General features: G+C 68.2%; 37 protein-coding genes. 22 read left to right on the top strand and 15 right to left on the bottom strand.

The window, feature by feature from the left end:
* Positions 1-159: transposase (locus F0415_RS06005; RefSeq protein WP_149859148.1), on the top strand; the 159-nt coding region annotated here is incomplete at its 5' end.
* Positions 160-373: 214 nt separating this feature from the next.
* Here F0415_RS06005 and F0415_RS06000 read toward each other — a convergent pair.
* From F0415_RS06000 to F0415_RS05945, 12 genes are all read right to left on the bottom strand, one after another.
* Positions 374-634, bottom strand: a complete 261-nt coding sequence (locus F0415_RS06000; protein ID WP_149860288.1) for a pyocin activator PrtN family protein — start codon at positions 632-634, stop codon at positions 374-376.
* A 175-nt stretch (positions 635-809) separates the two neighbouring features.
* Positions 810-2,840, bottom strand: a complete 2,031-nt coding sequence (locus tag F0415_RS05995) for a ParB/RepB/Spo0J family partition protein (RefSeq protein ID WP_149860287.1) — start codon at positions 2,838-2,840, stop codon at positions 810-812.
* A 13-nt stretch (positions 2,841-2,853) separates the two neighbouring features.
* A complete protein-coding gene (locus tag F0415_RS05990; RefSeq protein ID WP_149860286.1) occupies positions 2,854-3,045 on the bottom strand; it encodes a hypothetical protein in 192 nt (63 codons plus the stop codon).
* On the bottom strand, positions 3,042-3,248 hold the full coding sequence (locus F0415_RS05985; RefSeq protein WP_149860285.1) for a hypothetical protein: 207 nt from the start codon (positions 3,246-3,248) through the stop codon (positions 3,042-3,044). Before F0415_RS05985 ends, F0415_RS05990 begins: the two co-directional genes overlap by 4 nt.
* Entirely contained in the window at positions 3,248-3,772 is a 525-nt protein-coding gene (locus F0415_RS05980) for a hypothetical protein (protein ID WP_149860284.1), read from the bottom strand. The genes F0415_RS05985 and F0415_RS05980 overlap by 1 nt, the downstream gene beginning before the upstream one ends.
* A gap of 2 nt (positions 3,773-3,774) precedes the next feature.
* Complete coding sequence (locus F0415_RS05975) at positions 3,775-3,993, bottom strand: hypothetical protein (RefSeq protein WP_149860283.1); 219 nt, start codon at positions 3,991-3,993, stop codon at positions 3,775-3,777.
* Positions 3,990-4,238 carry a hypothetical protein gene (locus F0415_RS05970; RefSeq protein ID WP_149860282.1) on the bottom strand — a complete coding sequence of 83 codons (249 nt, stop codon included), beginning with the start codon at positions 4,236-4,238 and terminating at the stop codon, positions 3,990-3,992. The genes F0415_RS05975 and F0415_RS05970 overlap by 4 nt, the downstream gene beginning before the upstream one ends.
* 17 nt (positions 4,239-4,255) lie before the next feature.
* Positions 4,256-4,477 carry a hypothetical protein gene (locus F0415_RS05965; RefSeq protein ID WP_149860281.1) on the bottom strand — a complete coding sequence of 74 codons (222 nt, stop codon included), beginning with the start codon at positions 4,475-4,477 and terminating at the stop codon, positions 4,256-4,258.
* Positions 4,478-4,480: 3 nt separating this feature from the next.
* The gene (locus F0415_RS05960) at positions 4,481-4,744 is read right to left on the bottom strand and encodes a hypothetical protein (protein WP_149860280.1); all 264 of its coding nucleotides are present in this window, start codon (positions 4,742-4,744) and stop codon (positions 4,481-4,483) included.
* A 9-nt stretch (positions 4,745-4,753) separates the two neighbouring features.
* Positions 4,754-5,194: a hypothetical protein gene (locus F0415_RS05955; RefSeq protein WP_149860279.1), complete on the bottom strand. Its 441-nt coding sequence runs from the start codon at positions 5,192-5,194 to the stop codon at positions 4,754-4,756.
* A complete protein-coding gene (locus F0415_RS05950; RefSeq protein WP_149860278.1) occupies positions 5,191-5,526 on the bottom strand; it encodes a hypothetical protein in 336 nt (111 codons plus the stop codon). The genes F0415_RS05955 and F0415_RS05950 overlap by 4 nt, the downstream gene beginning before the upstream one ends.
* Complete coding sequence (locus F0415_RS05945) at positions 5,523-5,843, bottom strand: hypothetical protein (RefSeq protein WP_149860277.1); 321 nt, start codon at positions 5,841-5,843, stop codon at positions 5,523-5,525. Before F0415_RS05945 ends, F0415_RS05950 begins: the two co-directional genes overlap by 4 nt.
* 53 nt (positions 5,844-5,896) lie before the next feature.
* Here F0415_RS05945 and F0415_RS05940 point away from each other — a divergent pair, with 53 nt between their 5' ends.
* Complete coding sequence (locus F0415_RS05940; RefSeq protein ID WP_149860276.1) at positions 5,897-6,316, top strand: hypothetical protein; 420 nt, start codon at positions 5,897-5,899, stop codon at positions 6,314-6,316.
* Between the two features lie 316 nt (positions 6,317-6,632).
* Here the strand turns inward: F0415_RS05940 and F0415_RS05935 are convergent, their stop codons facing one another.
* Together F0415_RS05935 and F0415_RS05925 are read right to left on the bottom strand one after the other, a co-directional pair.
* Positions 6,633-7,049 carry a hypothetical protein gene (locus F0415_RS05935; RefSeq protein ID WP_149860275.1) on the bottom strand — a complete coding sequence of 139 codons (417 nt, stop codon included), beginning with the start codon at positions 7,047-7,049 and terminating at the stop codon, positions 6,633-6,635.
* A 336-nt stretch (positions 7,050-7,385) separates the two neighbouring features.
* Positions 7,386-7,961, bottom strand: a complete 576-nt coding sequence (locus F0415_RS05925; RefSeq protein ID WP_149860274.1) for a helix-turn-helix transcriptional regulator — start codon at positions 7,959-7,961, stop codon at positions 7,386-7,388.
* A gap of 74 nt (positions 7,962-8,035) precedes the next feature.
* On the opposite strand from F0415_RS05925, the gene F0415_RS05920 reads away from it, so the two are divergent.
* Entirely contained in the window at positions 8,036-8,248 is a 213-nt protein-coding gene (locus F0415_RS05920; protein WP_149860273.1) for a Cro/CI family transcriptional regulator, read from the top strand.
* A gap of 74 nt (positions 8,249-8,322) precedes the next feature.
* Here F0415_RS05920 and F0415_RS05915 read toward each other — a convergent pair whose 3' ends face one another.
* On the bottom strand, positions 8,323-8,661 hold the full coding sequence (locus tag F0415_RS05915) for a hypothetical protein (protein WP_149860272.1): 339 nt from the start codon (positions 8,659-8,661) through the stop codon (positions 8,323-8,325).
* 201 nt (positions 8,662-8,862) lie between these two features.
* Here F0415_RS05915 and F0415_RS05910 point away from each other — a divergent pair, with 201 nt between their 5' ends.
* The 19 genes from F0415_RS05910 to F0415_RS05820 all read left to right on the top strand — a co-directional run bounded on the left by F0415_RS05910 (position 8,863) and on the right by F0415_RS05820 (position 23,823).
* Positions 8,863-9,324: a phage regulatory CII family protein gene (locus F0415_RS05910; protein WP_149860271.1), complete on the top strand. Its 462-nt coding sequence runs from the start codon at positions 8,863-8,865 to the stop codon at positions 9,322-9,324.
* 104 nt (positions 9,325-9,428) lie between these two features.
* The gene (locus F0415_RS05905; RefSeq protein ID WP_188310308.1) at positions 9,429-9,707 is read left to right on the top strand and encodes a TraR/DksA C4-type zinc finger protein; all 279 of its coding nucleotides are present in this window, start codon (positions 9,429-9,431) and stop codon (positions 9,705-9,707) included.
* Positions 9,708-9,917 carry a hypothetical protein gene (locus F0415_RS05900; RefSeq protein ID WP_149860269.1) on the top strand — a complete coding sequence of 70 codons (210 nt, stop codon included), beginning with the start codon at positions 9,708-9,710 and terminating at the stop codon, positions 9,915-9,917.
* 298 nt (positions 9,918-10,215) lie between these two features.
* Positions 10,216-12,612, top strand: a complete 2,397-nt coding sequence (locus F0415_RS05895; protein ID WP_149860268.1) for a DUF5906 domain-containing protein — start codon at positions 10,216-10,218, stop codon at positions 12,610-12,612.
* A 333-nt stretch (positions 12,613-12,945) separates the two neighbouring features.
* Positions 12,946-13,539, top strand: a complete 594-nt coding sequence (locus F0415_RS05890; protein WP_149860267.1) for a hypothetical protein — start codon at positions 12,946-12,948, stop codon at positions 13,537-13,539.
* Positions 13,536-15,434, top strand: a complete 1,899-nt coding sequence (locus F0415_RS05885; RefSeq protein WP_149860266.1) for a phage terminase large subunit family protein — start codon at positions 13,536-13,538, stop codon at positions 15,432-15,434. Before F0415_RS05890 ends, F0415_RS05885 begins: the two co-directional genes overlap by 4 nt.
* Positions 15,431-15,754 (top strand): hypothetical protein, encoded by a 324-nt coding sequence (locus tag F0415_RS05880; RefSeq protein ID WP_210244161.1) that lies wholly within the window; start codon positions 15,431-15,433, stop codon positions 15,752-15,754. Before F0415_RS05885 ends, F0415_RS05880 begins: the two co-directional genes overlap by 4 nt.
* A 105-nt stretch (positions 15,755-15,859) precedes the next feature.
* The gene (locus F0415_RS05875; protein WP_106990199.1) at positions 15,860-16,081 is read left to right on the top strand and encodes a phage head-tail joining protein; all 222 of its coding nucleotides are present in this window, start codon (positions 15,860-15,862) and stop codon (positions 16,079-16,081) included.
* Between the two features lie 2 nt (positions 16,082-16,083).
* A complete protein-coding gene (locus F0415_RS05870) occupies positions 16,084-17,571 on the top strand; it encodes a phage portal protein (RefSeq protein WP_149860264.1) in 1,488 nt (495 codons plus the stop codon).
* Position 17,572: 1 nt separating this feature from the next.
* Positions 17,573-19,543, top strand: a complete 1,971-nt coding sequence (locus F0415_RS05865) for a prohead protease/major capsid protein fusion protein (protein ID WP_188310307.1) — start codon at positions 17,573-17,575, stop codon at positions 19,541-19,543.
* Positions 19,544-19,603: 60 nt separating this feature from the next.
* Positions 19,604-19,984, top strand: coding sequence for a DUF2190 family protein (locus F0415_RS05860; RefSeq protein ID WP_149860263.1), 381 nt, complete (start codon positions 19,604-19,606; stop codon positions 19,982-19,984).
* A gap of 70 nt (positions 19,985-20,054) precedes the next feature.
* Positions 20,055-20,399 carry a hypothetical protein gene (locus tag F0415_RS05855; protein ID WP_149860262.1) on the top strand — a complete coding sequence of 115 codons (345 nt, stop codon included), beginning with the start codon at positions 20,055-20,057 and terminating at the stop codon, positions 20,397-20,399.
* A complete protein-coding gene (locus F0415_RS05850; RefSeq protein ID WP_149860261.1) occupies positions 20,396-20,743 on the top strand; it encodes a hypothetical protein in 348 nt (115 codons plus the stop codon). The genes F0415_RS05855 and F0415_RS05850 overlap by 4 nt, the downstream gene beginning before the upstream one ends.
* Positions 20,692-21,555, top strand: coding sequence for a lysozyme family protein (locus F0415_RS05845; protein ID WP_188310306.1), 864 nt, complete (start codon positions 20,692-20,694; stop codon positions 21,553-21,555). The genes F0415_RS05850 and F0415_RS05845 overlap by 52 nt, the downstream gene beginning before the upstream one ends.
* Positions 21,552-22,004, top strand: a complete 453-nt coding sequence (locus F0415_RS05840) for a hypothetical protein (RefSeq protein WP_149860259.1) — start codon at positions 21,552-21,554, stop codon at positions 22,002-22,004. Before F0415_RS05845 ends, F0415_RS05840 begins: the two co-directional genes overlap by 4 nt.
* Positions 21,980-22,291 carry a hypothetical protein gene (locus F0415_RS05835; RefSeq protein ID WP_149860258.1) on the top strand — a complete coding sequence of 104 codons (312 nt, stop codon included), beginning with the start codon at positions 21,980-21,982 and terminating at the stop codon, positions 22,289-22,291. The genes F0415_RS05840 and F0415_RS05835 overlap by 25 nt, the downstream gene beginning before the upstream one ends.
* Positions 22,288-23,076: a hypothetical protein gene (locus F0415_RS05830; RefSeq protein WP_149860257.1), complete on the top strand. Its 789-nt coding sequence runs from the start codon at positions 22,288-22,290 to the stop codon at positions 23,074-23,076. Before F0415_RS05835 ends, F0415_RS05830 begins: the two co-directional genes overlap by 4 nt.
* Positions 23,073-23,396 carry a head-tail joining protein gene (locus F0415_RS05825; protein ID WP_149860256.1) on the top strand — a complete coding sequence of 108 codons (324 nt, stop codon included), beginning with the start codon at positions 23,073-23,075 and terminating at the stop codon, positions 23,394-23,396. Before F0415_RS05830 ends, F0415_RS05825 begins: the two co-directional genes overlap by 4 nt.
* The gene (locus F0415_RS05820) at positions 23,389-23,823 is read left to right on the top strand and encodes a hypothetical protein (protein ID WP_149860255.1); all 435 of its coding nucleotides are present in this window, start codon (positions 23,389-23,391) and stop codon (positions 23,821-23,823) included. Before F0415_RS05825 ends, F0415_RS05820 begins: the two co-directional genes overlap by 8 nt.
* The last annotated feature ends 15 nt before the right edge of the window (positions 23,824-23,838 follow it).

The raw sequence follows: 23,838 nt of genomic DNA, 5'->3' as shown, positions 1-23,838 counted from the left end.
ACCAACGGCTTCCTCGAAGCGCTCAACGGCCTGTTTCAGTCCGCCAAGCGCCGCGCTCGCGGCTTCACCCGCTTCACCACTATCAGAACCGTCATCTTCCTGATCGCCGGCAAGCTCGACTTCGCAGTGATCAACCCTCATGCCCGGCAACCCACTTGAAATTCAACAGAGCCAAAAGAAGTGACCTTTGATCTACAGATCCTGGCCATAGCTAAATCAAGAAACGCAGACGTTCTTCTCACTGATGACGTGCCCTTCAAGAAGAGGGCGAAGATGGCAGGGGTTCCCACCAAGGGCATCGAGGACTTAGATGTGCCTGATTCCAAGCGGCAGATTAGCCTCATGCCTGAGGTCGAAGAATAGGGTCTGCCTCCTAGGCGGCGTGGATCCGCTTCCACTCGGCCTCGGCGGCTTCGCGCTTCGATCGGATGTGATTGGCCAGGGATGCCGCATCGACAACCCACGGCGACTTCTGCGAGCCGAGTCGGTAACAGGGCACGGGCAGCGCTTGGCGTCGGGCTGCAGCCTTCGCTTCCTGCGGTGTCATGCCGAAGTGGCTCGCACAGCGCTCAACCGGGATCTGTGCCGTGCCATATTCGGCCAGCACAAGGAAGAGAGTCATGTCCTCAGCCATTGCGGCGTTCCTTCCTCCGACGGCGTGCTTCTCGACGCGCAGCGTGCAACATTGATTGATCCTCTTTGGTGCGCCTGGCCAAGACTCGGATGAGCTTGGCCAGAGCGCCGTCTTCCAGAGCCTGAAGTTGCGGTTTCGCGTTGCGGTCCACGAAGCGCATCTCCAGCGTCCTGACCTATTTCTTCCTCCAGCCCGTCGCAGGAGCCTTCTTCGCCGGCGTCTTCGACTTCGCTGCCCCGCTCGAGGCCTTCGCGGCCGCTGACTTCTTCTTGGCGGCTTTCTTCGCCTTACCGGTGGGCTTCGCCTTGGTCGCCGTCGCCGCCTTCGGCTTCGCGCCCACGGCGTAGCCCGGGCCGCGCAGCACCTTCGGCAGCCAGCCGGTGCCGGCGAGCTTCTTGGCGGCCTCGGCGACGGCCGGGGCGGATTTCAGGGTGGTGAGCGCGGCGGCTTCGTCCTTGCCGCAGGCCTCGGCGACGGCCTCGATCACGAGGGCCTTGGGCACGGCGGCGAGGTAGTTCTCGGCGGTCGGCGCCCACCACTTGGCCATGTCGAGCTTCAGATCGACGGCCAGGGCATCGGCGACGGGCTTCGAGCTGCCCTTGCCGTGCACGGCGTCGACCGAGTAGGCGGCTGCCAGGGCGAGCAGGCCGAGCAGGACCTCGGTCGGCTGCTGGAAGATCCAGGCGCGCCGCGCCGCGGCCGTGGTCGGCAGGCCCTTGTCGCGCCAGCCCTTGAGCGCGAGCTGCAGCGCCTTCCTCGCCGGCGCCTGCTTCAGGTCGGCCGAGTCGGGCAGGTCGGCTTGCCGCAGGCTGATCTTGAGCGGGCTCGGGGATTCGTAGCCGATGCCGCGCTCCACGTCCTCGATCAGGGTGTAGACGACCGCCTTGAGTGCGACCTCGGGGTTGGCAGCGAGCTCGGCCTGTAGCGCGAGCGTGCGGTGCGCGGTGAGGCGGCGCACCAGGGCGTCGCTGATCTCGGGCTTCTTGGGCTGGTCGGCCGACTTGGCCTGGCCAGCTACCCTGCCGGCCTTGATGCTCTGCCCGGGCTGCAGGCGGCCGCGGTGGATCTGCACGCCGCCGTGGACGTCGAGCACCAGCAGGGCGCCGGCGACGGCTTTCACTTCCTCCGGCCAGATCTCGGTGCCGGCGCTGAGGCGTTGCGATTCGGCCTCGAGCGTTTCCTGTTCCTGCCACAGCTGGTCGTAATCATCGGTGCCGTCGTCGCCGTTCTCGCCCATCTCCACTAGAAGCTTGTCGAGTTGCTCGAGCCGCTTGTCGATCTCCTTGATGCGCGCCTTGTCCGCCGCCGTGGGCTTCTGGTACGTCGGCTCCGTCGGGTGCCGGCCATACTCGGCCAGCTCGCTGTAGTCGCAGCGCTGCTTGAACTCCACCCAGGACCAGCCCTCGGCCTGCACGTCGGCCACCAGCTCCGCGGCGCGCTCGTCGACCAGGCGATCGAGCAGCTTGCCATCGGCCACGTAGGCATCCTCGCGGGTGGAGAACAGGTCGCGGCGCACGGGGCCGCCGGCGGCCTCGTAGGCGGCCAGGCCCACGAACAGCACGCGCGGGTCCGTGCTGGGGATCTCGCGCGCCGTCAGCTTCCGGCGCAGTTCCCGCGGCTCACGCTCCCAGCGATCGCGCGACTGGGTCCAGACGTCGAGCTGGGCGGTGTGGTCGTCGGTGACCGCCAGCGCCTGCAGCTGCTCGAGCGTGGCCTCGTCGTCGCGGTAGGCCTGCACCAGCTGCGGGTGCACGTTGGCCAGCTTCAGGCGCTGGCGCACCACGACCTCGGCGATGTTGAAGTGCGCGGCCACGTCGGCGATCGACTTGCCGGCGTCGACCATGGCTTTGAAGGCCTCGAACTGGTCGGCCGGGTGCAGCGGCGTGCGGATCGTGTTCTCGGCGGTGCTGGCCTCGATGATGGCGGCCTCGTCGTCGATGCGGCGGCAGGGCACGCCGTCGGTGGCGATCGCGTCGGGCAGCCGGCCCTCGCGCTCGAGCAGCTGGAGGGCCGAGAGGCGGCGGCCGCCGGCGATGACCTCGAACTGGTCGGGGCCGGCGTCGCTGGGCGCGACGATCAGGTTCTGCAGCAGGCCTGCCGCAGCGATGTTCGCGGCCAGGTCGGAGACGTCGTGGCCACCCGTTTTGCGGGCATTGCGCGGTGACAGGGTCAGCTTGGACAGCGGGACGTGCATGATCGGGGACATGGGAACTCCGGGTTCAGGTGCCCGTGGCGGGCGCAGTGGGCTTGGGTGGCTCCGGATACCAGTCAAAGCAGCGTTCGCCGCGGGTGACCGGCTGGATCCACTGGCGGGTGTCGACGCCGTTCCTCGGCGCCGGTTGGTTGTCGACGTTGCGGGCGCAGCTGGCACACAGCCGCAGGGACTCGCCCATGCAGTTCGCGAGCCTCATGCGCCGTTGTCCTCGTGCAGGGCCGCCGGCCGCACGCGCGGGGCGAACTGACCGCACCAGTCGGTGTCGGTGACCACCGGCCAGGGCGGCGCGGCACGCTTGCAGCGCGCCGTGGCCGGGAACCGGGTGTTGCCGTGGTACGTCACCGGCTGCAGCTGGTGGGCACGATCGAAGTACTGGCACTGGGCGCAGGACGGGGCCATCACTCGCACCCCCGGCCCACGGTGGCGCCGTGGGTCGCCGGATCCGTGAACTGCTCCCACGGCACCCAGCCCTGCGGGCAGTGGAAGCCCCACTCGCGGACGCGAGGGCCCGTGATGAACAGGGTCCAGCACGGCTTGCGCGGCCAAGTCTCAAATGCGTTTGCCGGGTTCGGCGTGTTCGGCAACAGTTCAATCCGGTGCGCGCGCTTCGGCCCGCTGATCTTGATGCTCGGGGCCTCGCGGATCTGGCGACGGTGGATGCCGCCGGCCGCGATGGTGTGCTCGATGTAGCTGCCGACCAGCAGGATCGAGCACCAGGGCCACGGGTGATCGTGCAACGCGCGGTCGTCGTCGTCGCGCAGGAAGTGGTGCAGGTACACGTTGAACCAGCGGTTTCGCGGGATCACCCACCAGCGGCGCAGGTACGGGCTTTCAGGACCGCCGACGATGAAGTCGGGCTTCCGGGCGGTGGCGACGCGGCGCGCCAGGTGCTTGAACAGCAAGCGGGCGATGAATCGGAGCATGGTCATTTCCTCCCCTGGCGGTTGCGACCGAAGAAGACGCGGTTGCCCGGTCCGGGCTTGTTGCTGGGCTTGCGCAGCAGGCGCTCCCAGGTGCGATCGCCATAGTGCAGGCGGCTGCGGACGTGCCGGCGCTCGAGGCCGGCGCGGCGAGCGCGCTCGACGATCTGCTCGAGCGTCAGCTGCTCGCCCTCGATCGCGTAGGTCTGCTCGGCGGCGCTCATGCGGCATTCGCCTGTGGCGCGGTGACCTGGGCCACGTCCCGGCCTAGCTCGGTGATGGCGACGTCGCGCTCGAAGTAGCTCACGGTCACCAGGCCGTCGCTGGCGAGCTGGTTCACCACGCGCTTGGTGTGCACGGCGGTGCCGTCGGGCGCCCGGTAGCCGCCGGCGCAGCGCACCAGCCCGGCCTTGGCGCAGTCGGCTAGCGCGGCGCGCTTCTTCGGCGTGAGGATGTTCGGCGAGAGCATGACGTTCCCTCTGGCTGTCAGTGGGCGACGGTCGGCTGCAATGCCTCGCGAGCCTTGCGCAGCTGGTGGTTGATCGCGGTTGCGTCGTTGGCGGCTGCCTGGGCGGCCGCCTGGTCGCCACGCCACTGGCGGGCGAGGCGGCGGAACTGTGCGGCCTCGATGTCGGCGCCTTCGCTGGCCAGGCGGTCGGCGAAGGTGTCGAGGTAGTCGGGGCCGTCGACGGCAGGTTCGGTGTTCATGGGTCAGGCCTTTTCGGTCGGGGTGGACTGGGTGCTCCGCCAGTGCAGCTGGGCGGCGCGGTGGCGGCCCGCACGGATCGCGCTGAGCGTGTCGCCGGTGTGGCGCAGCGCCCAGTTCACGGCGGCGGCGGTGTCGGAGGCATTGGCACGAAGACGCGTGCAGTACCGCTTCACCGCGGCCGCGATTTCGGGCGCATCGGGCCGGCTTGTGGCGCGCGTGGCGAGTAGCGCGGTTCCCATTTCCTGGTAGTGCTGGCTCAGCTGCATGGCGTGCTCCTAGGCCGATACGCGGGTGACATCGATCGGATGGGTAATGCCGGCGTTCCACTGCGCCTGCGGCACCAGCTGGTGCGCATCGCGGGCAGTGGTGATGCCGCACGGCGGGCACTCCAGGTGGTAGGCCGTGGTCGGCTTGTCGGCCAGGCGCTTGGGGTCCGGATTGCCGAGGGTCTCGATCAGGTGCGGCATGCGGCCGCAGGCGCAGGGATAGGTGCCGGGGCCCGGCGTGAGCTGGCGTTGGATCATGGTGGTGGTCTCCACGGTCAGGGCGTCGCGGAAGCGCCGGCGACGCGGCGTGTCCGAGGTCAGCGGGAGTTGGCGACGCGCCTCGCGCGCCGCAGCCTTGTCGGCCAGGAACAGCAGCAGGGCCATGAAGGCGATGCCCGTGCCGAGGCCGGCGAGGAAGAGGTAGAAGCAGCTGCCGTGCAGGGAATTCACTTCGGTGCCCTCCCGGCAGTCCTGCGCAGCTCGCGGGCGGAAAGCCATAGGCCGATGTGCAGCAGCCAGAAGGCTGCGGTCAGCACGGCGTCGTGCCAGACGAGGAAGAGCAGTACGAGCAGGTCGACCAGCACGTTGAGCCACGTGGGCACCGGGTCTTCGTCGCGCTTCGCCTGGACGCGGTCGCTATGCGCGAAGAACGAAAGGACGATCAGCACCCAGCACACGAACAGGCCGATTCGTGCAGCGCCTTCGACGCCATCGACGAAGCCGGACCACAGCGATGCGGCCAGCACCGAGTGCACGAGGATCCAGCCGAGCCAGAGCTTCATGCCCGCACCCCCGGCTGCACGCAGTCAGGGCAGAGGAAGCCTTCGGGGCGCTCGACCAGGTCGGCGCGCTCGGTGGCGGCCTCGCAGCCGTCGCAGCTGTAGCGGGCGTCGGTGTCGGGCGCGGCCAGATCGCGGGCCAGGCGGGCGTAGCCCTCGAGGGTGCGCGCCGCCAGCGGGCGGCCCTGCGACAGCGCCTTGTCGGCCTGGGCGGCGAAGCGTCCGGCCAGCTGGTCGAAGTGATTGGCCGGCCGCGCCGGCGGGCCCTGCAGCGCCTGGCGCTGCGGCTCGGACAGGTGGTCCAGGGTGAGCGTGGTCACTGCGCACCCCCATGGACAGTAGACTGGGTCTGCGAACGTGCAGGGGGCGACGCATGGACTGGATCGGCTGGACTACCTTTGGAATCGCCGTCGTGGGCGCCACGCTTGGCGTCTTCAACGCCTGGTGGATGGTTCGTCGAGATTCGGTTCGCCTGCGCGTGCGACTGGTGTCGCTCATGACTCTCCCCGATGGCCAGTGGACCATCGGCATCGAGGTCACCAACCTCGGCTATATCCCAGTGACCTTGAGCGAGGTTGCGCTCCGACGGCATGCGTACTGGGGAAAGCGGATGGTCGTGCACTCCGACTACTTCAATCAGGTGAAGCTGCCGCTCCGAATGGAGCCCAGAACTCAGATCACCGTTGCTGCTGAGCCGAACGTGAGGGGGCAGATCAAGAAGGCCCGCTGCCGCTGGTGCACAGCCACAACGGCCTGCGGGGTCACCGTCCGCAAACGCTTCGGACGCCTCTGAGGGGAAAGGTTGGGCTGGCGAGAACAGCCCCTCGCGCCAGAGCACGTAGGTGCAAGCCAGGTTCAGGAGCAGCGCCAGGCTGGCGATGGCCAGGGCAGCGATGGTGATGTTCGACATGGTCGCGCCTCCGTGGTGGAGGGCGACCCCGGCGCCGCAGGGGATTTACAGCGCCGGGGAGGCCCTGCCGCCCGGGGTGGGCGGCGGGGCAATGTAAGCACACTTAGTTTTTAAGTGCAAGCAGGCTTATATTTCCGGTCGAGCGCTGAAGATTCGGTGGCTCCCCTGCCTGGGCGCAGCCTGTATCGCGCGCCAGCCCTCAGCCGGAACAGAATTGATTCCAGACCTCGGCAAAGTCCCGTGCGTCCATCTGCTCGGCAAGGAACGTGAGGTCCGCTCGGCCCGCGGAGATGAAGCGCTGGAAGCCCCCGTATCCGCCAAAGCTGTTCTTTGAGTTCACTTCGCCACAGGTCATGGGGACCCCATCCTTGCCTTGGTGGAATCGCACATTCCGGAAGTCGGCTGAGTCGGGGTCTTTGAGCTTCTCGAGCACCGCTGCTTTGCCACGCACCATCCACTCGGCCTCACGTGACGCTTGCGCTGCAACGGGCGATGGTCCGTGGCCTATCGACAGGTCTTCGCCTCCAGTCATGACTCTGACTACGATCCATAGCGCTGCCGCCGCAATGAGCAGGCCGAGCCAGGTGGGGATCCAAATTGGCTTCTTCTCTGCCATAAGTCATTCCTGGGTTGATGCTGGCCATTGCAGGCCAACTACATTCACGCCGAATCGAAGTCTGGGAGTTGGTCCGCAGTGCTACGAATGAGGTCAGCGTCCTCGAACGGTATCCCTTCCGCAATGCACTCTCTGGCCGTCTCCAGATCTCGAAGAAGCGCACCTAACTGCTCGTCAGGCAAGCAGTCCAATGCAGGCTGGTTGAAGCACGCTTGCTCTACAAGCCAATCGAGACGATATGCGTTGCGTAGAAATCTAACGCGCCTGATGACGCTTTCGCGAGTAATGGAGTCGAATAGGGTAGGGGCAATGCGAGGTATTACCCTCAGTCTGGGCTTAGAACTTGGCTGAGTAGATCGACCTACTTTTTCTGCCAGTGCCGCTGCCAGCTTCTCCAGGTTCTGATGATTCGCTCGCATCGATCGTCCCTCTAGCCTTCTGCCTTAGCCGCTTGGTGAAATCGACCAAGTTCTCCGGCGTCACGCTGCTCTCTGCTAGTCCCTGTAGGTACTGATACGCCAAGACGATTAGATCGCCGTCGTCCTCAGGATCAAAGGGCACATCGAGCTGCTCGCATGCGAGCCGGATCAGCTTGATCGATGCGGATAGCCTCTCAGCTGAGATTCCCAAATCGTGAGACGAGGGGCTGCTGCCCAGATCCGTTGCGGCTAATGCACCTGCCTCATCGTAAGTCGGGTGCCCCCGGCCACTGATAAGCCACTCGATTCGGAACTTTGGATAGATCCGCGCGAGCTTCTCAGCGGTATCGCCGGCCAGCGACTTAGTCTTCCCGGATTCGAGCTGGTAGAGGGCAGAAGGGGTGATCCCCGCAGCCTCAGCGGCGCGCTTCGTGTTGGCGAATCCGGACGATTCCCTGGCAAAGACCAGGCGCTCGGCGAGGGGCGTACTCATGTTAGCCAGCTTACAACCGCGGAATGAAAGGGGGCTTGCATAAAGAATGAAAGCCGGCTTACACTCGGTGCCCCATGGACATCCATCCCATCACGAAGGCAGAAGCGATCGCCGCTTACGGGGGTAACGCTTCCGCATTGGCCAGGGCGCTCGGCATCACGCCATCGGCGATCTACCAGTGGCCCGAGGGCCCGGTCGCTGAGGTCCACGCTCTGAAGCTTCGGTTCGTCCTCAAGCCCGACGTCTTCGGGCAGATGGGTCAGGGCACTGGCTCGGAGGCCGCCTGAAATGGATGCTTCCCGCACCCCAATAAGGGTCGTGAATTGCTTTAACCCGGAGGTGCTGGCAGAGCAGCTCGACGCTAATCGGTGCTCTGATCTTGTCCTTCGAGCCTGGCGTCGATCGTCTTCTGCACCATTGCCATCTGCGAATGCAGAGCTTGGCGGTACTCCGACGTTTGATGGAGTTTGCCAGCCATCTCCTCGTCGACAACCTCTGGCAGCGCTTGTTTCCAGAGCAGCTGCATGGTTTCGATCTTTGGGTGGGTCGCGATGAGGCATTGCACTGCATATGCCAGACCATTCAGGCGGCCGGCCATTGAGGCAATTGCTCGTTCGTGCATGCCAATTCGCTCGACGGCCCATTGCAGGGCCTCTTCGGGCGTGACGGTGTGCTCGCCGACGGTGTGCAGATCCTTCATGCCGGTCTCCCAGGTCACTGGTTGGGGTTGGGGAATTCCATCCTACCTTGGAGACCGGCGCCTCGAACTCAAACAGCACGGCGGCCACGCGCCCTGGTCCGTGGCCAGTGCTCCAGTGCCTGATCACCTGGGTGCGCAGATTCTTCATGGCCGCAGGGTCTCGCGGCGGGTTCGCCAACACTACGTGCGGGGTTGGGCTGCATGAACGTCACCGATGCAGCCTACCTGACTGTCCATAGCTACCCGGGCGGCAGCGAGTCCTTGGGCCCCCGCATCGGCATGTCGCCAGCGGTGCTGCGCAACAAGGTCAACCCTAACTGCAGCACGCACCACCTTTCCCTGGCCGAGGCGGACCTGATCATGGCGGTCACGGGCGACCACCGCATCCTGCACACGCTCGCGGGTAATCACGGCTACGTGCTCGAGCTCGCCGGTGATGTTGAGGACGGTACGGGCGTGTTGAGCCGCGTGCTGGACGCAAGTGCCGCGAAGGGCGAGTTCGCCCAGGTGCTGAAGTCGGCACTGGAGGACGGCGTGGTCACCACCAACGAGTACTTCGAGCTGGCTCGAAGCACCGCCTCGGTGCACACCACCCTGGTTCACCTGCTGAACAAGTTGCGCTCGATGGCGGTCGCCGGGCGGGAGGGGCGCGCGCATGGCTGACGTGTACGACCGGCGTGAGCAGGCCTATGTGGACTACTGCTTAAGCCACGACCGCCGGGCAGGTGTCAGGCAGGGCGAGCCCGCCGTCACATCTGCGGCGAATCATGGCGAAGAGCTACTGCCACCTATCGCGGCGGGTGTATCCGCTGCTCCCGCGCCTGGTGAGGTCGAGCATGCCTGACTTCATGGACCACGTGCAGGAGCGCGTCCAGCGTGACCTTGACGTTGCCATCTCCGAGGCCACGCGCCATGGGGTAGGTCTGCCGTTCTGCGAAGAGTGCGACGCACCCATCTCGCTGCTGCGGCAGGAGCTCGGCGCCCGGTTGTGCGTGGCGCATCAGACGGCCAAGGAGGCCGGCCAGGCAAGGGGAGGGCGTCGGTGAATGACTCGTCCACGCGCCAGCTTCGGCTTGCGCGACAGCCGGCTCCGCCGGTCCAAGGCGCAGGTCGCCGCGATCCTGGAGAGCCTGGAGTCCCGGCCGCCACCGCTCTCAGAAGCCGAGCAGCTGGAGATCCGTGCCCGCCTGAGCGAGGTGCCAGCGGCGCCGCAGCTGCCGCTGTGCCTGCCAAAGAACGAGGCTGGGCAGTCTTGAGCGGGGAAGCGATCGAGCACGTCGAGCGGTGGTACCGCTTGGCGAAGGTCCCGGCCCCCGCCCCTGCGGCGGAAAGGCCGCGCCGATGACGCCCCGCGTGCTGCCCACCATGCCCCTGCGTGCCCCAGCTCCCCTGTTGTGGGGCTGGCAGCGCGGGCGGGCGACGGGCGCAGCCTGCTGCGGGATCACGGGGCGGCAAGGGCAGGGGGCCGGTCGCGGGTCCTCCCTAGGGGGTGCCTTCGGGGGTAATTCGGACCCCGTCGATTGTGTAGTTAGCGGCCCCGGGAGTTACTGAAAAGTGGCGAGCAACTACGACGACGTGCTCTCCCAGCTGCAGGCCGCCGGCCTGCACGTCACCTCCCTCGAGGTCGGGCGCATGCGCCGCTGCCGCGTCGAGGGCGACCGCGAGAAGCGCGGCTGGTACATCCTGCACGAGCTGCCGCTCTCGGGTGGCGACCTGGTGCTGGTGGGCAGCTACGGCGTGTGGCGCGGCGCCGACAATGGCGCGCAGAAGATCGACCTGCGCAAGCGCGACGCCGCGTTCAGCGCCGAGCAACGCGATTCCCTGAAGCGGCGGCTGGCCGCCGATCGCCGGCGCGCTGACCAGGAGCGCAAGCAGCTGGCCGAGCGGGCCGCCCAGCGCGCCACCGCCGCCTGGGCGAAGCTCAGCGAAGACGGCGACTCCGAGTACCTGGCGGCGAAGGGCGTGCAGGGCTTCGGCCTGCGCTACTCGGGCAAGGGCGCGGCCGTTGTGCCGATGCTCGATGCCCAGGGCCAGATCCACGGCTTGCAGCTGCTGCGCTCGGCGAAGCAGGCCTCGGCCGACAAGCGGCCGGCCAAGGAGTACTGGCCCGCCGGCGCGGTCAAGCAAGGCCACTTCCATCTGATCGGCGCGCCGCAGTGGATCGTGCTGATCGCCGAGGGCTATGCCACGGCGGCCAGCGCGCACATGGCGACCGGCTACCCGGTAGCCGTGGCGTTCGACGCCGGCAACGTGCCAGCCGTGGCGGCGGCGCTGCGAAAGCGCTACCGCGACGTCCGCATCCTGATCCTGGCGGACGACGACGAGCTGCAGAAGTGTCAGGCCTGCAAGGCGCGCCTGGTGCTGGCCGAACATCCGGAGACCTGCCCGAGCTGTGGACAGGAACACCGTGCTGCAAACGCCGGCGTCGCCGCGGCCAGCGCGGCGGCCCTCGAATTCGGCGGCGCCTGGCTGACGCCCTCGTTTCCCGATGAAGAGGCGCGCCGGCGGCGCTTCCTCGAGCGCGGCGTCAAGGCCACCGACTTCAACGACCTGCACGCCACTGCCGGCCTGCACCTGGTGCGAACGCAGATCGAGAACCGCGTCGCCGAGTTGGGGTGGAAGGCGCCCAACCGCGCGCCGACATCACCACCAGGCGGGGCGGGGGGCGGCAAGTTGTCGCCGTTCCTCACCACTAGTGAGCTCATCGAGCGTTTCCCGCTGATCTACGCCCATGGCTCCTCGGTATTCGATCGCGTCGAGCACGTGATCATGACCGTGAGCGACATGCGCGACGCTTGCGTGAACAAGTACATCCACCGGGCCTGGCAGGAATCGCCCGATCGGCAGATCGTCCGCATTCGCGAAGTCGGCTTCGACCCGACCGGGCGCGACCCGGAGATCACCTGCAACCTCTACGCCGGGTGGCCGACGACGCCGAAGGCCGGCAAGTGCGATCGCCTGCTCGACCTGCTGCGCTTCATGTGCAGCCAGGACCGCGACCCGAATCGCCTTTACGAATGGGTGCTGCGCTGGATCGCCTATCCGATCCAGCACCCCGGCGCGAAAATGAAGTCGACGGTGGTCGTGCATGGCCCGCAGGGCACCGGCAAGAACCTGCTGTTCGAGTCGGTGATGCAGATCTACGGCGAGTACGGCGACGTGCTCGACCAGTCGGCCGTGGAAGACAAGTTCAACGACTGGGCCAGCCGCAAGCTGTTCATGATCGCCGACGAGGTGGTCGCACGATCCGACGTCTACCACATCAAGAACAAGCTCAAGTCGCTGATCACCGGCGATCGCATCCGCATCAATCCGAAGAACCTGCCGGCTCACTGGGAACGCAACCACGTGAACCTGGTGTTCCTGTCGAACGAAGCGATGCCGGTGGTGCTCGAGGAGGATGACCGACGCCACTGCGTGATCTGGACGCCCGAGAAGCGCGGCCCGGACTACTACGCGGAGGTCCTGGCCGAGATCCGCAACGGTGGCGTCGCCGCGTTGCACGACTACCTCCTTCACCTGGACCTCGGCGACTTCGGGCCGGGCACCCTGCCGCCCGAGACGGAGGCGAAGTCGCAGCTGATCAACCTCGGCCTCGACAGCCCGATCCGCTTCCACGACGACCTGGTCACCGGGAACATCCATGGCCTCGAGCCCATGCCCGCGACTACGACAGGTTGGTACGAGGCCTACCGGCTCTGGTGCAGCCGCCACGGGTACCGCCCAGCTCCGGAGTCCAAGTTTGTCGTGAGCCTGATCCGCCAGCGCGACGTGGTCGGCGGCCCCAGGGTGCGAAAGCGCTACCAGCCCGGGTCGAAGGTCCTGGGCCCCCACAGCTTCCTGATGCTCGGCAGCTACCAGGTGCCCGAGGGCACCTCCGAAGCGCTGTTCCTGGGTGAGTGCCACTCGAAGTTCCAGCAGCAGCTGGAAGACTACCGGGAGGCGAAGTGATGGCCGGGCCTGTGCGCGGTGTGCGTGGGGTGTGCGTGGCGACGTGCGGGGCTGAAAGCCGCGACAGGAAAGGCTTGTGCGTGGTGTGCGGGGTTCGGCCTAACGCGGGCGCGTGCGCACGAATCGGCCCGGGCTACCACTGTGCGAAACGCACTCGCGCACACGTGCCCACCCCCGCACACCACGCACACCCCGCACAAGGCAGGCGGGGCGCGGCTCTCGGGCGTGCGGCCACCTGTGCGGGGTGGCCGGCACCCCGCACAGGTGCGGTCGCGCGCGGGCGCGGGCCTTCTCGCATCGCTCTCGTGGAAGAAAGAAGGGGAGGCGGTAGGCATGGCTGGCGCTGAGGGCGGCGAGGTGTCCCGCAAGGCCTTCGCCCGGATCCTGGGGGCGGCCCCCAGCTACATCACCCAGCTGCAGGAAGAGGGGCGGCTCGTGCTCTCGGCCGACGGGAAGAAGGTGCGAGTCGAGGAGTCCTTGGCGCTGATCCGCGGGACGGCAGACCCGAGCAAGGCGGGCGTGGCAGAACGCCATGCCTCAGCCCGTGGCGCCGCGACGGCAGCGGCCGAGCCGGAAGATCCAGAGGGCGACGAAACGCTCCCGCCCGAGGTGGCCCAGAGCAGCGACGCCAAGCGCCGCGCCAAGGCCCTGGCCGACAAGGCCGAGACGGACGCCAAGGCGGCCGAGCTCGACTACCGCCAGCGCGTCGGCGAGCTGCTGGAGGCCGCTGAGGTCGAGCACCTGATCAAGAGCGCCGTAGCCACTTTCCGTGGCAGCCTGGAGAACCTGCCCGATACGCTCGCACCTGAGCTTTCGGCGATCGCCGATGAGGGCCGCATCCGCGTGGTTCTGGGCGAGGCCATCGAGCACCGCCTCGAGGAACTGTCCCGCGCCTTCGGCGCCGTTGCCCGGCGGGAGCAAGCATGAGCGCCCAGGCCCGCATCGCCAGCGCCATCTCACGGGCCGTGGCGCCGCGCCGGCCGATGCGCGTGAGCGAGTGGGCTGCGGCGAACCGCGTGCTGTCGTCGAAGGCGAGCAACGAGCCGGGCCGCTGGCGAAACGAACGCAACCCGCTGCTGGTGGAGCCGATGGACTGTTTCAGCGCCCGCAGTCCGGTGCGCGAAGTCGTTTGCCGCTTTCCCATCCAGTTCGGCAAGTCGGAGCTGGAGTGCAATGTCCTGGGCTACACCATCGACGAGGTGGGTGGACCGGTCATGGTGTGCCTGCCGGGCCAGGTCTCGCTGGACAAGTGGATCGACCAAAAGCTCAACCCGTTGCTCGAGGAAACGCCGGCCGTGCGCCGGCGCTTGTCGAGCACGGCGAGTCGCGACGCCGCCAACCGGCGCACCTTCAAGGAGTTCGAGGGTGGGCAGCTGTACCTGGAGCATGCCGGCAACCCGGCGCGCCTGAAGTCCACGTCGGTACGCACCCTGATTGTTGACGAGTTCTCCAGCTTCGCCAGCGCGTGCCGCAGCGGTGACGATCCCGACCAGATGCTCGACGGGCGCAACAGCGCCTTCCCGGCGACCTACAAGCGCCTGAAGGTCGGCACGCCGGAGATCCGCGGCATCTGCCGCATCGACGCGCTGTACGCCAAGAGCGACCAGCGCCGCTGGTACATGCCGTGTCCCGACTGTGGCCACCGCCAGCCGTTCGAGTGGAGTGGCCTGCACTGGACACCCGACGCCAGCGCCTGCTGGTACGTCTGCCGCGAGTGCGGTGTGGTCATCGAAGAGCACCAGAAAGACGCCATGATCGACGCCGGCGGCTGGGTGGCCGAGAACCCTGGCGCCGAGATCCGCGGCTACGCGGCCAACGGCCTCTACTACAAAATCGGCCGCGGCCCGCGCTGGCTGCAGCTGGTGCGTGAGTGGGTCGACGCACAGAACGACCCGGCGAAGCTGAAGACCTTCATCAACGATCGCCTGGCCGAGGCCTGGGAAGACCCGGCGATGCGTACCGTGAAGCACAACGTGATCGCCGATCGCGTCGAGCCGCTGCCGCTGCGGCCGGTGCCGAACTGGGTGTTGGCCGTCACCGCAGGCATCGACACTCAGGACGACCGCCTGGCGGTGCAGCTGGTCGGGTGGGGGCGAGGCCTGGTGTGCTGGCCCATCGACTACGTCGAGCTGCCCGGTGACCCAGCCGAAGACGACGTGTGGCTGGCGCTGACCGAGTTGCTGTCGCGGCCGATCGAGCGTGCAGACGGCCGGCTGCTGCGCGTGGAGGCCAGCGCCCAGGATGCCGGCGGCCACCGCACCGAGGCGGTCAAGGCGTTCGCTCGAAAGCGTCTGCTTCGCCGGCACATCGCCATCTTCGGCGCCAAGGCCAACAACGCCCCGGTGCTGAGCAAGGGCACGCTGGTGGACATCAACTGGCGCGGCCAGCTCGACAAGCGCGGGATCAAGATCCACCACGTGGGCACAGTGGGCATCAAGCATATGCTCTACGGCCGCCTGAGCGCCGACGCCGACAAGCCGCCCGAGCAGCGCCAAGTGCGCTTCAGCGAGGAACTGCCCCCGGAGTACTTCGGTGGCCTGGTGAGCGAAACCTACAACCCGGCCAAGAACCGCTTCGACAAGCGCCGCGGCGCGCCGCGCAACGAGCCGCTCGATACTTGGGTGTACGCGTACGCGGCCACGCACCACCCGGAGCTGCGCCTGCACCGCCTCACGAAGGCGGACTGGGACCTGCGCGAGCAGCGGCTGGCTGTCCCCGAGAATGATGTTCCACGGGAACCATCGACGCCCGCCGCGGCGCCGCAGGGTTCCCGTGGAACATCGGCATCGGCGCCAGGCACTGGCTGGAGGCGGAACTGGTGAGCCGGAAGGTGCCCCGACGCAAGGCGCGGGTCGAAGAGCTCACCGAGGAGCTGGCAATCGGCGCTGCCATGCAGCTGCGCTGCGACAGCCGCGAGATCCACGACGTGGTGAAGGCGGTCGTGGACTACCTGGTGAAGGAGTATCCGGCGCAGGACCTCTACATCCCGGCAGGTTTCAACTTCCAGCAGTACCCGGTGCAGCGAATCAAGGCAGACCTGGCATCAGGCCGGTCCGTCCGGTGGGTGTGCCAGCGCTACCGAATGAGCCACAAAACTCTCTATCGAGTGCTCAGCGAGGCGGGCCAGAAATCTGAAAGCTAGGCGTGGCGCGGCCTGGAGTGTGGTCCATTCCCCCGAGACACGACCACACTTGGCCGGGACGATGCTCAACCATGAGCTCGACCACCACCCTGCGGTGCCGCTGAGATGGCCTACACCCAGGCCGATCTGGACCGCCTCGATGCCGCCATCGCCTCCAGCTCGCTGGAGGTGCAGTACGGCGACCGGCGCGTGCGCTACCGCTCGATGGACGAGCTGATCGCGGCGCGCAACCACGTCGCCAGCCAGCTGGCGGCGGCGGCCTCTGCGGCGGCAGGCAACCGCAAGGCGACGCGGCGCTACACCTTCCAGACGATGCGGGGCGACTGAGCATGAACTTCGTCGACCGCATGGTGGGGGTGTTCTTTCCGGAGGCCGGCCTGCGCCGCCGCCGCGCCCGCGCCCTGCTCGAGCGTGCTTACGAAGGCGCGGCGCGCACGGACGGGTGGCGCCCGCGCCGCGCCGGCGCCAGCGCGAATACCGACCACCGGGCCGACGCGCGCGAGCTGCGCATCCGGGCCCGATCGCTGGTCAAGAACGTCCCGTACATCACCCATGCCCTGCGCTCGCTCGTCAGCTGCACCGTGGGCACGGGCATCGAGCCCCGTTCGCTCGCCAAGCGCGGGGCCGAGGTGCTCGACACGCTCTGGTCGCAGTGGGTTCCCCAGGCCGACGCCGACGGGATCTTCGATCTTTACGGCCTGCAGGCGGCCGCCTACCACGCCATGGAGCAGGACGGCGAGGTGCTGATCCGACGGCGCGTTCGCCGCCCGGGCGACGCGCTCACGGTGCCACTCCAGGTGCAGCTGCTGGAGATCGACTGGCTCGACAGCGCGAAGCAGGGCAGCGCCAGCGACGGCGGCCAGATCATCAACGGCATCGAGTACGACCTGCTCGGCAAGCCACGGGCCTACTGGCTCTTCAGCACCCACCCCGGCGAGTACCAAGGGCGCCCGCTGCGTATCGACAGCAAGCCTGTGCCGGCCGCCGACATCATCCACCTGTTTCGTCCGAGCCGGCCTGGCCAGGGTCGCGGCATCACGCGTCTGGCGCCGGTGATTGCCCGCGCTCGCGACCTGATGCTCTACGAGGATGCGGAGCTGCAGCGCAAGAATCTGGAGACCCGCCTCGGGCTGGTGGTTTCCGGCGATGCCACCCAGATGAGCAACCCGCCCGAATCCTTCGGCCAGCCGGCGGAGGGTGGGGATGGGAAGCGCACGTACGGCGATCTGGGCGTGCTGCCCAGCGGCGGAATCACCGAGGTCGCCCCCGGCCTGAACATGCAGCAGATCGAGCCGAAGACCAGCTCGGACTACGCCGCCTACGTGAAGCTGCAGCTGCACCTGATTGCGGCCGGTATCGGCGTGCCCTACGAGTCGATGACGGGCGACATGAAGGAAGTCAACTTCTCCAGTGCCCGGATCCGGCATATCGACTTCCGCCGCGACTGCGAGCAGGTGCAGTGGCTGGTGCTGGTGCCCAAGCTTTGCATGGGTGTGTGGCGCTGGTTCGTCGACGCCGCCGTGCTCGGCGGCAAGGTCGCCCAGGCTGACTACGACGTCGACTGGAGCACGCCGCGCTGGGACTACGTCAACCCGCACCAAGACGTGCGTGCCGAAGCGGACCAGATCAAGAGCGGCCTGCTGTCCCCGTCCGAATCGCTTCGCCGGCGCGGCTACAAGCCGGACCAGGTGTTCGCGGAGATGGGGCGCGACCTCGAAAAGATGCGCAGCTCCGGCGCGCTCGAACTGATGCGCCTGTTCATGTCCAGCGGCCAGGTGGCTGCCGAGCCGCCCGCCGACACTACCGAGGATCCCTGAGATGCCCGACGTTACCCGACTGCTTCCTCCGCAGCTGCGCCAGGCCCGGCTGCTGCCCAGTACGTTCGACTCGGAGGCCCGGACCATCGAGGTGGTCTGGACCACCGGCGCGTCCGTGCGCCGCTACGACTGGTGGAACGGTGAGTACTACAACGAGGAGCTCTCCCTCGAAGAGGGCGCCTGCGACCTGTCCCGTCTCGCCTCTGGCAACGCCGCGGTGCTCGACAGCCACAATCGCTGGGGCTTGAACGGCCAAATTGGTGTCGTCGAGCGTGCCTGGATCGAGAATGGCGAGGGTCGCGCGGTCCTGCGCCTGTCCACCCGCGAAGAAATCGCTGGCCTGGTCAAGGACATCGTCGACGGGATCATCCGCAACATCTCCGTCGGCTACATCGTGCAGCGCTACCTGGTCGATCGCAAGGAAGGCGAGATCCCGACCTACCGCGCCGTCGAGTGGCAGCCCACCGAGATCAGCTTCGTCACCGTGCCGGCCGACGCCGGCAGCAGCACCCGCCAGTCCCCCGATGCCGCGCAGGGCTTCCCCTGCGTGTTCACCCGTGCTTCCGCACCGACCAACACCCAGGAGATCGACATGCCGAACCCCGCTCCCACCCCGGCCAATGCCGCCCGTGCCGCGGATGCGGCGCCGGCCAACGACAACCCGACCCCGGTCGCACCGGCGGCCGCGCCGGCCAACGCCGTCGCCGACGCGAACGAGCGCGCCGCGCAGATCAACGAACTCGCCCGCCGCCACAGCATGGACGACAACGCCCCGGCGTGGATCCGCAGCGACCTCTCGGTCGACCAGGTGCGCGCCCAGATCCTCGACCAGCTGGCCACCCGCGACCAGGCCGCCGGTGGCAACCTCAACCGCGTCGACACCGTCGTGGACGAGGCCGACAAGATGCGTGCCGCCGCGGCGGACGTGATCCTCGCCCGCGGCATGGTGGTGGACCCGGCCACGCGTGAGCGCGTTCGCGCTGCCAACGACAATCCCTACCGCGGCATGACCCTGCTGGAGATGGCGCGCTTCTCGCTCGAGCGCCTGGGCGTGCGCACGGCCGGCCTGAACAAGCTCGACCTGGTGGGCCGCGCGTTCACCCAGTCGGGCAGCGACTTCCCCGTGCTGCTGGAGAACGCCATGCACCGGACGCTGCAGGCGTCCTACGCGGTCGCGCCGGACACCTGGTCGCGCTTCTGCGCCCGCGGTAGCGTCAGCGACTTCCGTGCCCACCCGCGCTACCGCACCGGCAGCCTGGGCAACCTGGACGCGCTCAACGAGCTCGGTGAGTTCAAGAACAAGGCGATCCCGGACGGCGAGAAGGCCAGCATCACGGCTGGCACCAAGGGCAACATCATCAACCTGTCGCGGCAGGCGATCATCAACGACGACCTCGGTGCCTTCATCGGCCTGGCCGCGATGCTCGCGCGCGCCGCCAAGCGGACCGTCGAGGCCGACGTCTATGCCTACCTGGCCTCCAACCCGACCATGGGCGATGGCTACGCCCTGTTCTCGAACGAACACGGCAACCTCGAGGCGGCCGCCGCGCCGAGCGTCGAGGCGGTCGATGCGGCCCGCGTGAAGCTGGCGGCGCAGAAGGGCGTGGGCAACAACGACTTCCTCGACCTGCGCCCGGCCATCTGGCTCGGCCCGCTGTCCTACGGCGGCACCGCCCGCGTCATCAACTCGGCCGAGTACGACCCGGACACGGCGAACAAGTTGCACAAGCCGAACAAGGTGCGTGGCCTGTTCCGCGACGTGGTCGACTCGCCGCGCATCGCCGACTCGAAGTGGTACCTGTTCGCCGACCCGGCCGACGCCCCGGTGATCGAGGTGGCCTTCCTGGACGGCCAGGACGAGCCCTTCCTGGACATGGAAGAGGGCTTCAGCGTCGACGGCGCCCGCTGGAAGGTCCGCCTGGACTTCGGCATCGCCGCCATCGACTACCGCGGCGCCGTGCGCAACGGCTGATCGACCGGCCGGAGGCTTCGGCCTCCGGCCAACCCCGACCCCTTTCCCAGGAGAAGCAACATGGCACGGAACTACGAATCGGATGGCAACGTCATCCAGTGGACCAACGACACGGGCAGCGCGGTTGCCTCGGGCCAGGTGGTCAAGGTGGGCAACCTGATCGGCGTGGCGCTGGTGGCCCTGGCCAACGGCGAGACCGGCAGCGTGGCCGTCGAGGGCGTCTTCAGCGGCGTCCCGAAGGTCAGCGGCGCGGTGTTCGCCCAGGGCGAGAAGCTCGTGTTCGACGTCAGCGCCAACGGCGGCCTTGGCGCCTTCGACGACAGCGCGGCGACGCCGGCGACCGGCGACGTGACCGGCGGCGCGGTGGCCTGGGTCGCCGGTGCCGACGGTGAGACCACCTGCACGATCAAGCTGACCCCGGGCAACTCCGCGGTCGCCTGACGCCAGCAGGAACTCGCCCTCGTGGCGGCTCCGGCCAGCCCCGGAGCCGCCCCCGAACCCGGAGCCGATGGTGCAAGACGACATGCACACCCACCGCCGCCGCGACGACACAGACGACGCCAAGGGCCACCGCCTGGAGGCCGCGGCCGAGTCGACCTTCGCGAAGCTGCTCAACCGCTTCGTTATGCCCATCCTGTTCGGCGTGGTCGCGTTCTTCGTCAGCGACACGCTCAAGGACATCCGCAGCGGACAGGAGGCCCAGGGCCAGGCAATCACCGAGCTCAAGACCGAGTTCCGCGTGCTGACGACGCGGCTCGATGAGGTGGTGATCCGGCAGGTGAACGCGAACTCCGGCCAGCTGGTGAACCACGAACAGCGCCTGCAGGCGCTCGAGCGAGAGGCGCGCACCCGATGACCACCCACTTCAAGGCTTTCGCGTTCTGGCTCCCGCTGATGGTGCTGCTGACCCTGCTGGGCTGGATCGTGCTCGGCGCACTGCCCGGCATGCGCATGACCGGTGACCTGGTGGCCTGGTTGGCCGAGCTGCCGGTCATCACCTGCTACGCGATTGCCGCCGGCGCCGCCACCTCGCTGTCGATGCGCGCCACCGGCATGAACCTCGAGAACACCTACCGCGCCGAGCTGATCCGGCGCGCTGCCAACGGCGACCACGCCGCCCACCAAACCCTGTCCCAGGAGATCCGCGCATGGCTCGGCTTTCTCGTCATCTGGTCGCTGTTCTTCTTTCCGCACTGGTGATCGCCGGCTGCGCCGGCCCGAACGGGGCCGGTTCGCTGCAGGCCGCAATCACGCCGGTTGTCGCGGAGGCGCAGGCCGAGGTCGCGGCCGTGGTCACCCCGGCAGCCGAGACCGCCCAGCTGCGCACCGCCGAGGTGCTGGTGCCGGCGACGCTTGCGGTGCAGGCCTTGAGCCAGGAGGCGCTCTCCCCGTCGCCGGGGCCCCGTGAATGGACGTGGGGCGGGGCCCCGGTGGCGGCGGACCTGATCATTCGCTGGGAGATTGGCACCCCGGCGCGGTACGCCCGGCTCTACCAGGGCCTGATCTGCCCGCCCGGCGCCAGCGGCCCGACCGGCGGCGTGGGCTATGACTTCGGCCACCAGACGCCGGCGGCGATCCGCGCCGAGTGGCACGAGCACCCCGACGTCGAGCGTCTGGCCACTGCGTCCGGCATTGTCGGCGAGGCCGCCTGCAAGGCATTCGTCGCCCAGCACCGCGACATCCGCATCGACTATGCCTACGCCGAGCGGGTTTTCCTGAGATCCACGCTGCCGGCCTACCAGCTGGCCGCCGAGCGCGCCCTGGGCGAGGGCTGGCACCGGCTGACCGTGAACGCGCAGGCGGGCAACACCAGCCTCGGCTACAACCGCGGCTGGTCGATGCGCGGCGACCGCAACCGCGAGAAGCGGGCCATCCGCGACGTCTGCGCTCCCGCCGGCGACGTCCGCTGCAACGCCGCCGAGATCCGCGCCATGAAGCGGCTGTGGCCGCACATCCCGGGCCTGCAGCTCCGGCGTGAGGACGAAGCCCGGGTCGTGGAGTCGGCGTCGTGATCGGCAAGCTGATCACCGCCCAGGCCGCCCCCTGGCTGCTGGGTGCCATCGTGGCGCTGCTCGGCGCACTGGCGCTGCAGCACCTGGTGCTGTCGGCCGCCGTCACCGCGGCGCAGGGGGAGCGGGATACGGCCCAGGCCGAGGTCGCCAGCCTGACCGCTTCGCGTGACGCATTCGAGTTTCGCGCTGCGGAGCTGGCCGTGGCCAACCGCGAATGGGGTCGCGCCGTCGAGACGCTGCAGGCCGAGCTCGACCGCGCCCAGCGCGACGCCCGCGAGCTTGACGCCCAAGCCCGTGCGGCCATCGCGCGGGCACAGGCCGAGGCCCGCGACGCCGACCGCACCCTGAAGCGGTTCGTCGATCAGTTCGCCGTCGAATCCAAGCGCCCGGATTGCGCCCGGGCCCTTGCCAACCTGGAGGCCCAATGTCCCGCCTTGTCTGGCTACTGATTGTTGGCCTGCTGGCCGGCTGTGCTTCGACTCCGTCCACCCGACTGCCTGGCGCGGAGGGCGCCGTGCGCCCGGTCACCCAGGTGGTGATCCGCTACGTCTACGTGCCGGTCGACAGCGTGCTCACCGGCCCGGAGTTCATCGCCGAGGGCCCGCTCTCGATGTGTCCGCATGTGGCCGCCGAGCGCAAGGCGGCGCTCCAGCGCTGCAACGCCAAGCTCGAGGCGATCGCGGCCAAGCAGGGCACGGTCGTGGAGCCCGAAGGGGAGGAGGGTAAAGGCGAGTGAGCCAGCTGCTTTCCATCGCGGTGGACCCTGGCAACGTGCTCGGCCGGCAGCTCACCGACCTCGAGCGCAAGCAGCTGCCGTTCGCGATGCAGCGGGCGCTCAATGACACCGCCTTCCAGACCCGGCAGGAATGGGCCGAAGTCATGACCCGAGTGTTCGATCGGCCGACGCCGCTCACCCAGCGGGCCGTGCTTTACCACAAGGCGACGCGCGAGCGACTGACGGCCGAGGTCTTTCTGCGCGACGAGGCCTTCAAAGGCACTCCTCCGGCGAAGTACCTGCAGGCGCAGGTCATGGGCGGCACGCGCCGCCAGACCGGAAAGGAGCGCAAGCTCGTCGCCGCAGGCCTGCTGCCGGCCGGTCACTTCGTGGTGCCGGGTACCGGTGCGCAGCTCGACGCCTGGGGCAACATCTCGCTCGGCCAGGTCAACCGCATCCTGTCCCAGATCGGCGCCCAGGGCGACGCGACGGCCAACGAGTCCGCCGCCAGCCGCGGCCGGCGCAACCGGCGCGAGGGGCGCAAGACCGGTTACACGACGCAGTTCTTTGCGCTCAATCAGCGCCGAGGCCGCCTGGCAGCCGGCGTCTACCAGCGCATCCGGCTGGGCCGCCTGGGAAGCGCCGTGCGCAGCGTGCTGCGCTTCGTGAGCAGCGTCAGCTACCGCCCGCGTTACCGCATCTTCAATCTGGCCCAGCGGCTCTTCGATCGCCGGTTCCCCGAGAACTTCGAACGATCCCTCTACTCGGCCGTGGCGTCCGCCTGGGCGCGGGAGTTCCGGCGATGAGCCAGCGCGACGCCCTACGTGACATGGACGACACCCTGTTGGCTGCCTTCAAGGCCGCTGGCCTGGCCGACGACGCCGTGTATACCCCGCCCGGCGGAGACCCAATCTCCTGCGATGTGATGGTGGACGAGGGGATCGCCGAGTTCGGCGAAGACCTGGCCACCGTGGTCGGTCGCCGCACCATGGTGAGCCTGCTCCTGCGACAGGTCCCGGACCCGGTACGTGGCGCCACCGTGCTCGTCGACGGAACGACCTACACCCTCGACATCCCTGAGTCGCGCGACCAGTCGATCTCGCGCTGGGTGGTGACCCATGGCTGAGCCCACCACCTGGCAGCTGCTCGGTGACGTCGAGGCCTGCCTGCAGCGCATCACGGTGGCCAACGGGTTCCGCACCGATGCGGGGCTCGCGGTCACGCGCGAGCCGTCGCGCGTCCCCGAGTCCGACTCCGCGGTGATCGGCCTGGCGCTCGGCCGGCTCGAGCCGCCGGACCAGCCTGGCCTGGCGCGCACCCATCGCAAGGCCAGCATCGTGATCGTCGGAAAGATCGCCGTCGACAGCACCAATGATCAGGCACGACTTCACGACCTGCTGGACGACATCACCCGGGCGATTGACGGCCAGGCGCCGCGCTTCGGCGCAGGCCGTGCCTTGCCCACGTTCGTCTCCGCAAGCCCGATCGAGCCCGAGCCCGGCGTGAAGTGGCTTGGCCTGACGGTCATCTACTCCGCGCACGTGCTGCGTTAACCCACCACCCCGAGG

Origin of the sequence: Arenimonas fontis (assembly GCF_008386465.1) — a bacterium.
In the GTDB taxonomy this organism is placed as follows: domain Bacteria; phylum Pseudomonadota; class Gammaproteobacteria; order Xanthomonadales; family Xanthomonadaceae; genus Arenimonas; species Arenimonas fontis.
The sequence above is the reverse complement of the archived record's forward strand: the minus strand, read 5'-3'. Positions and strand labels throughout refer to the sequence as shown.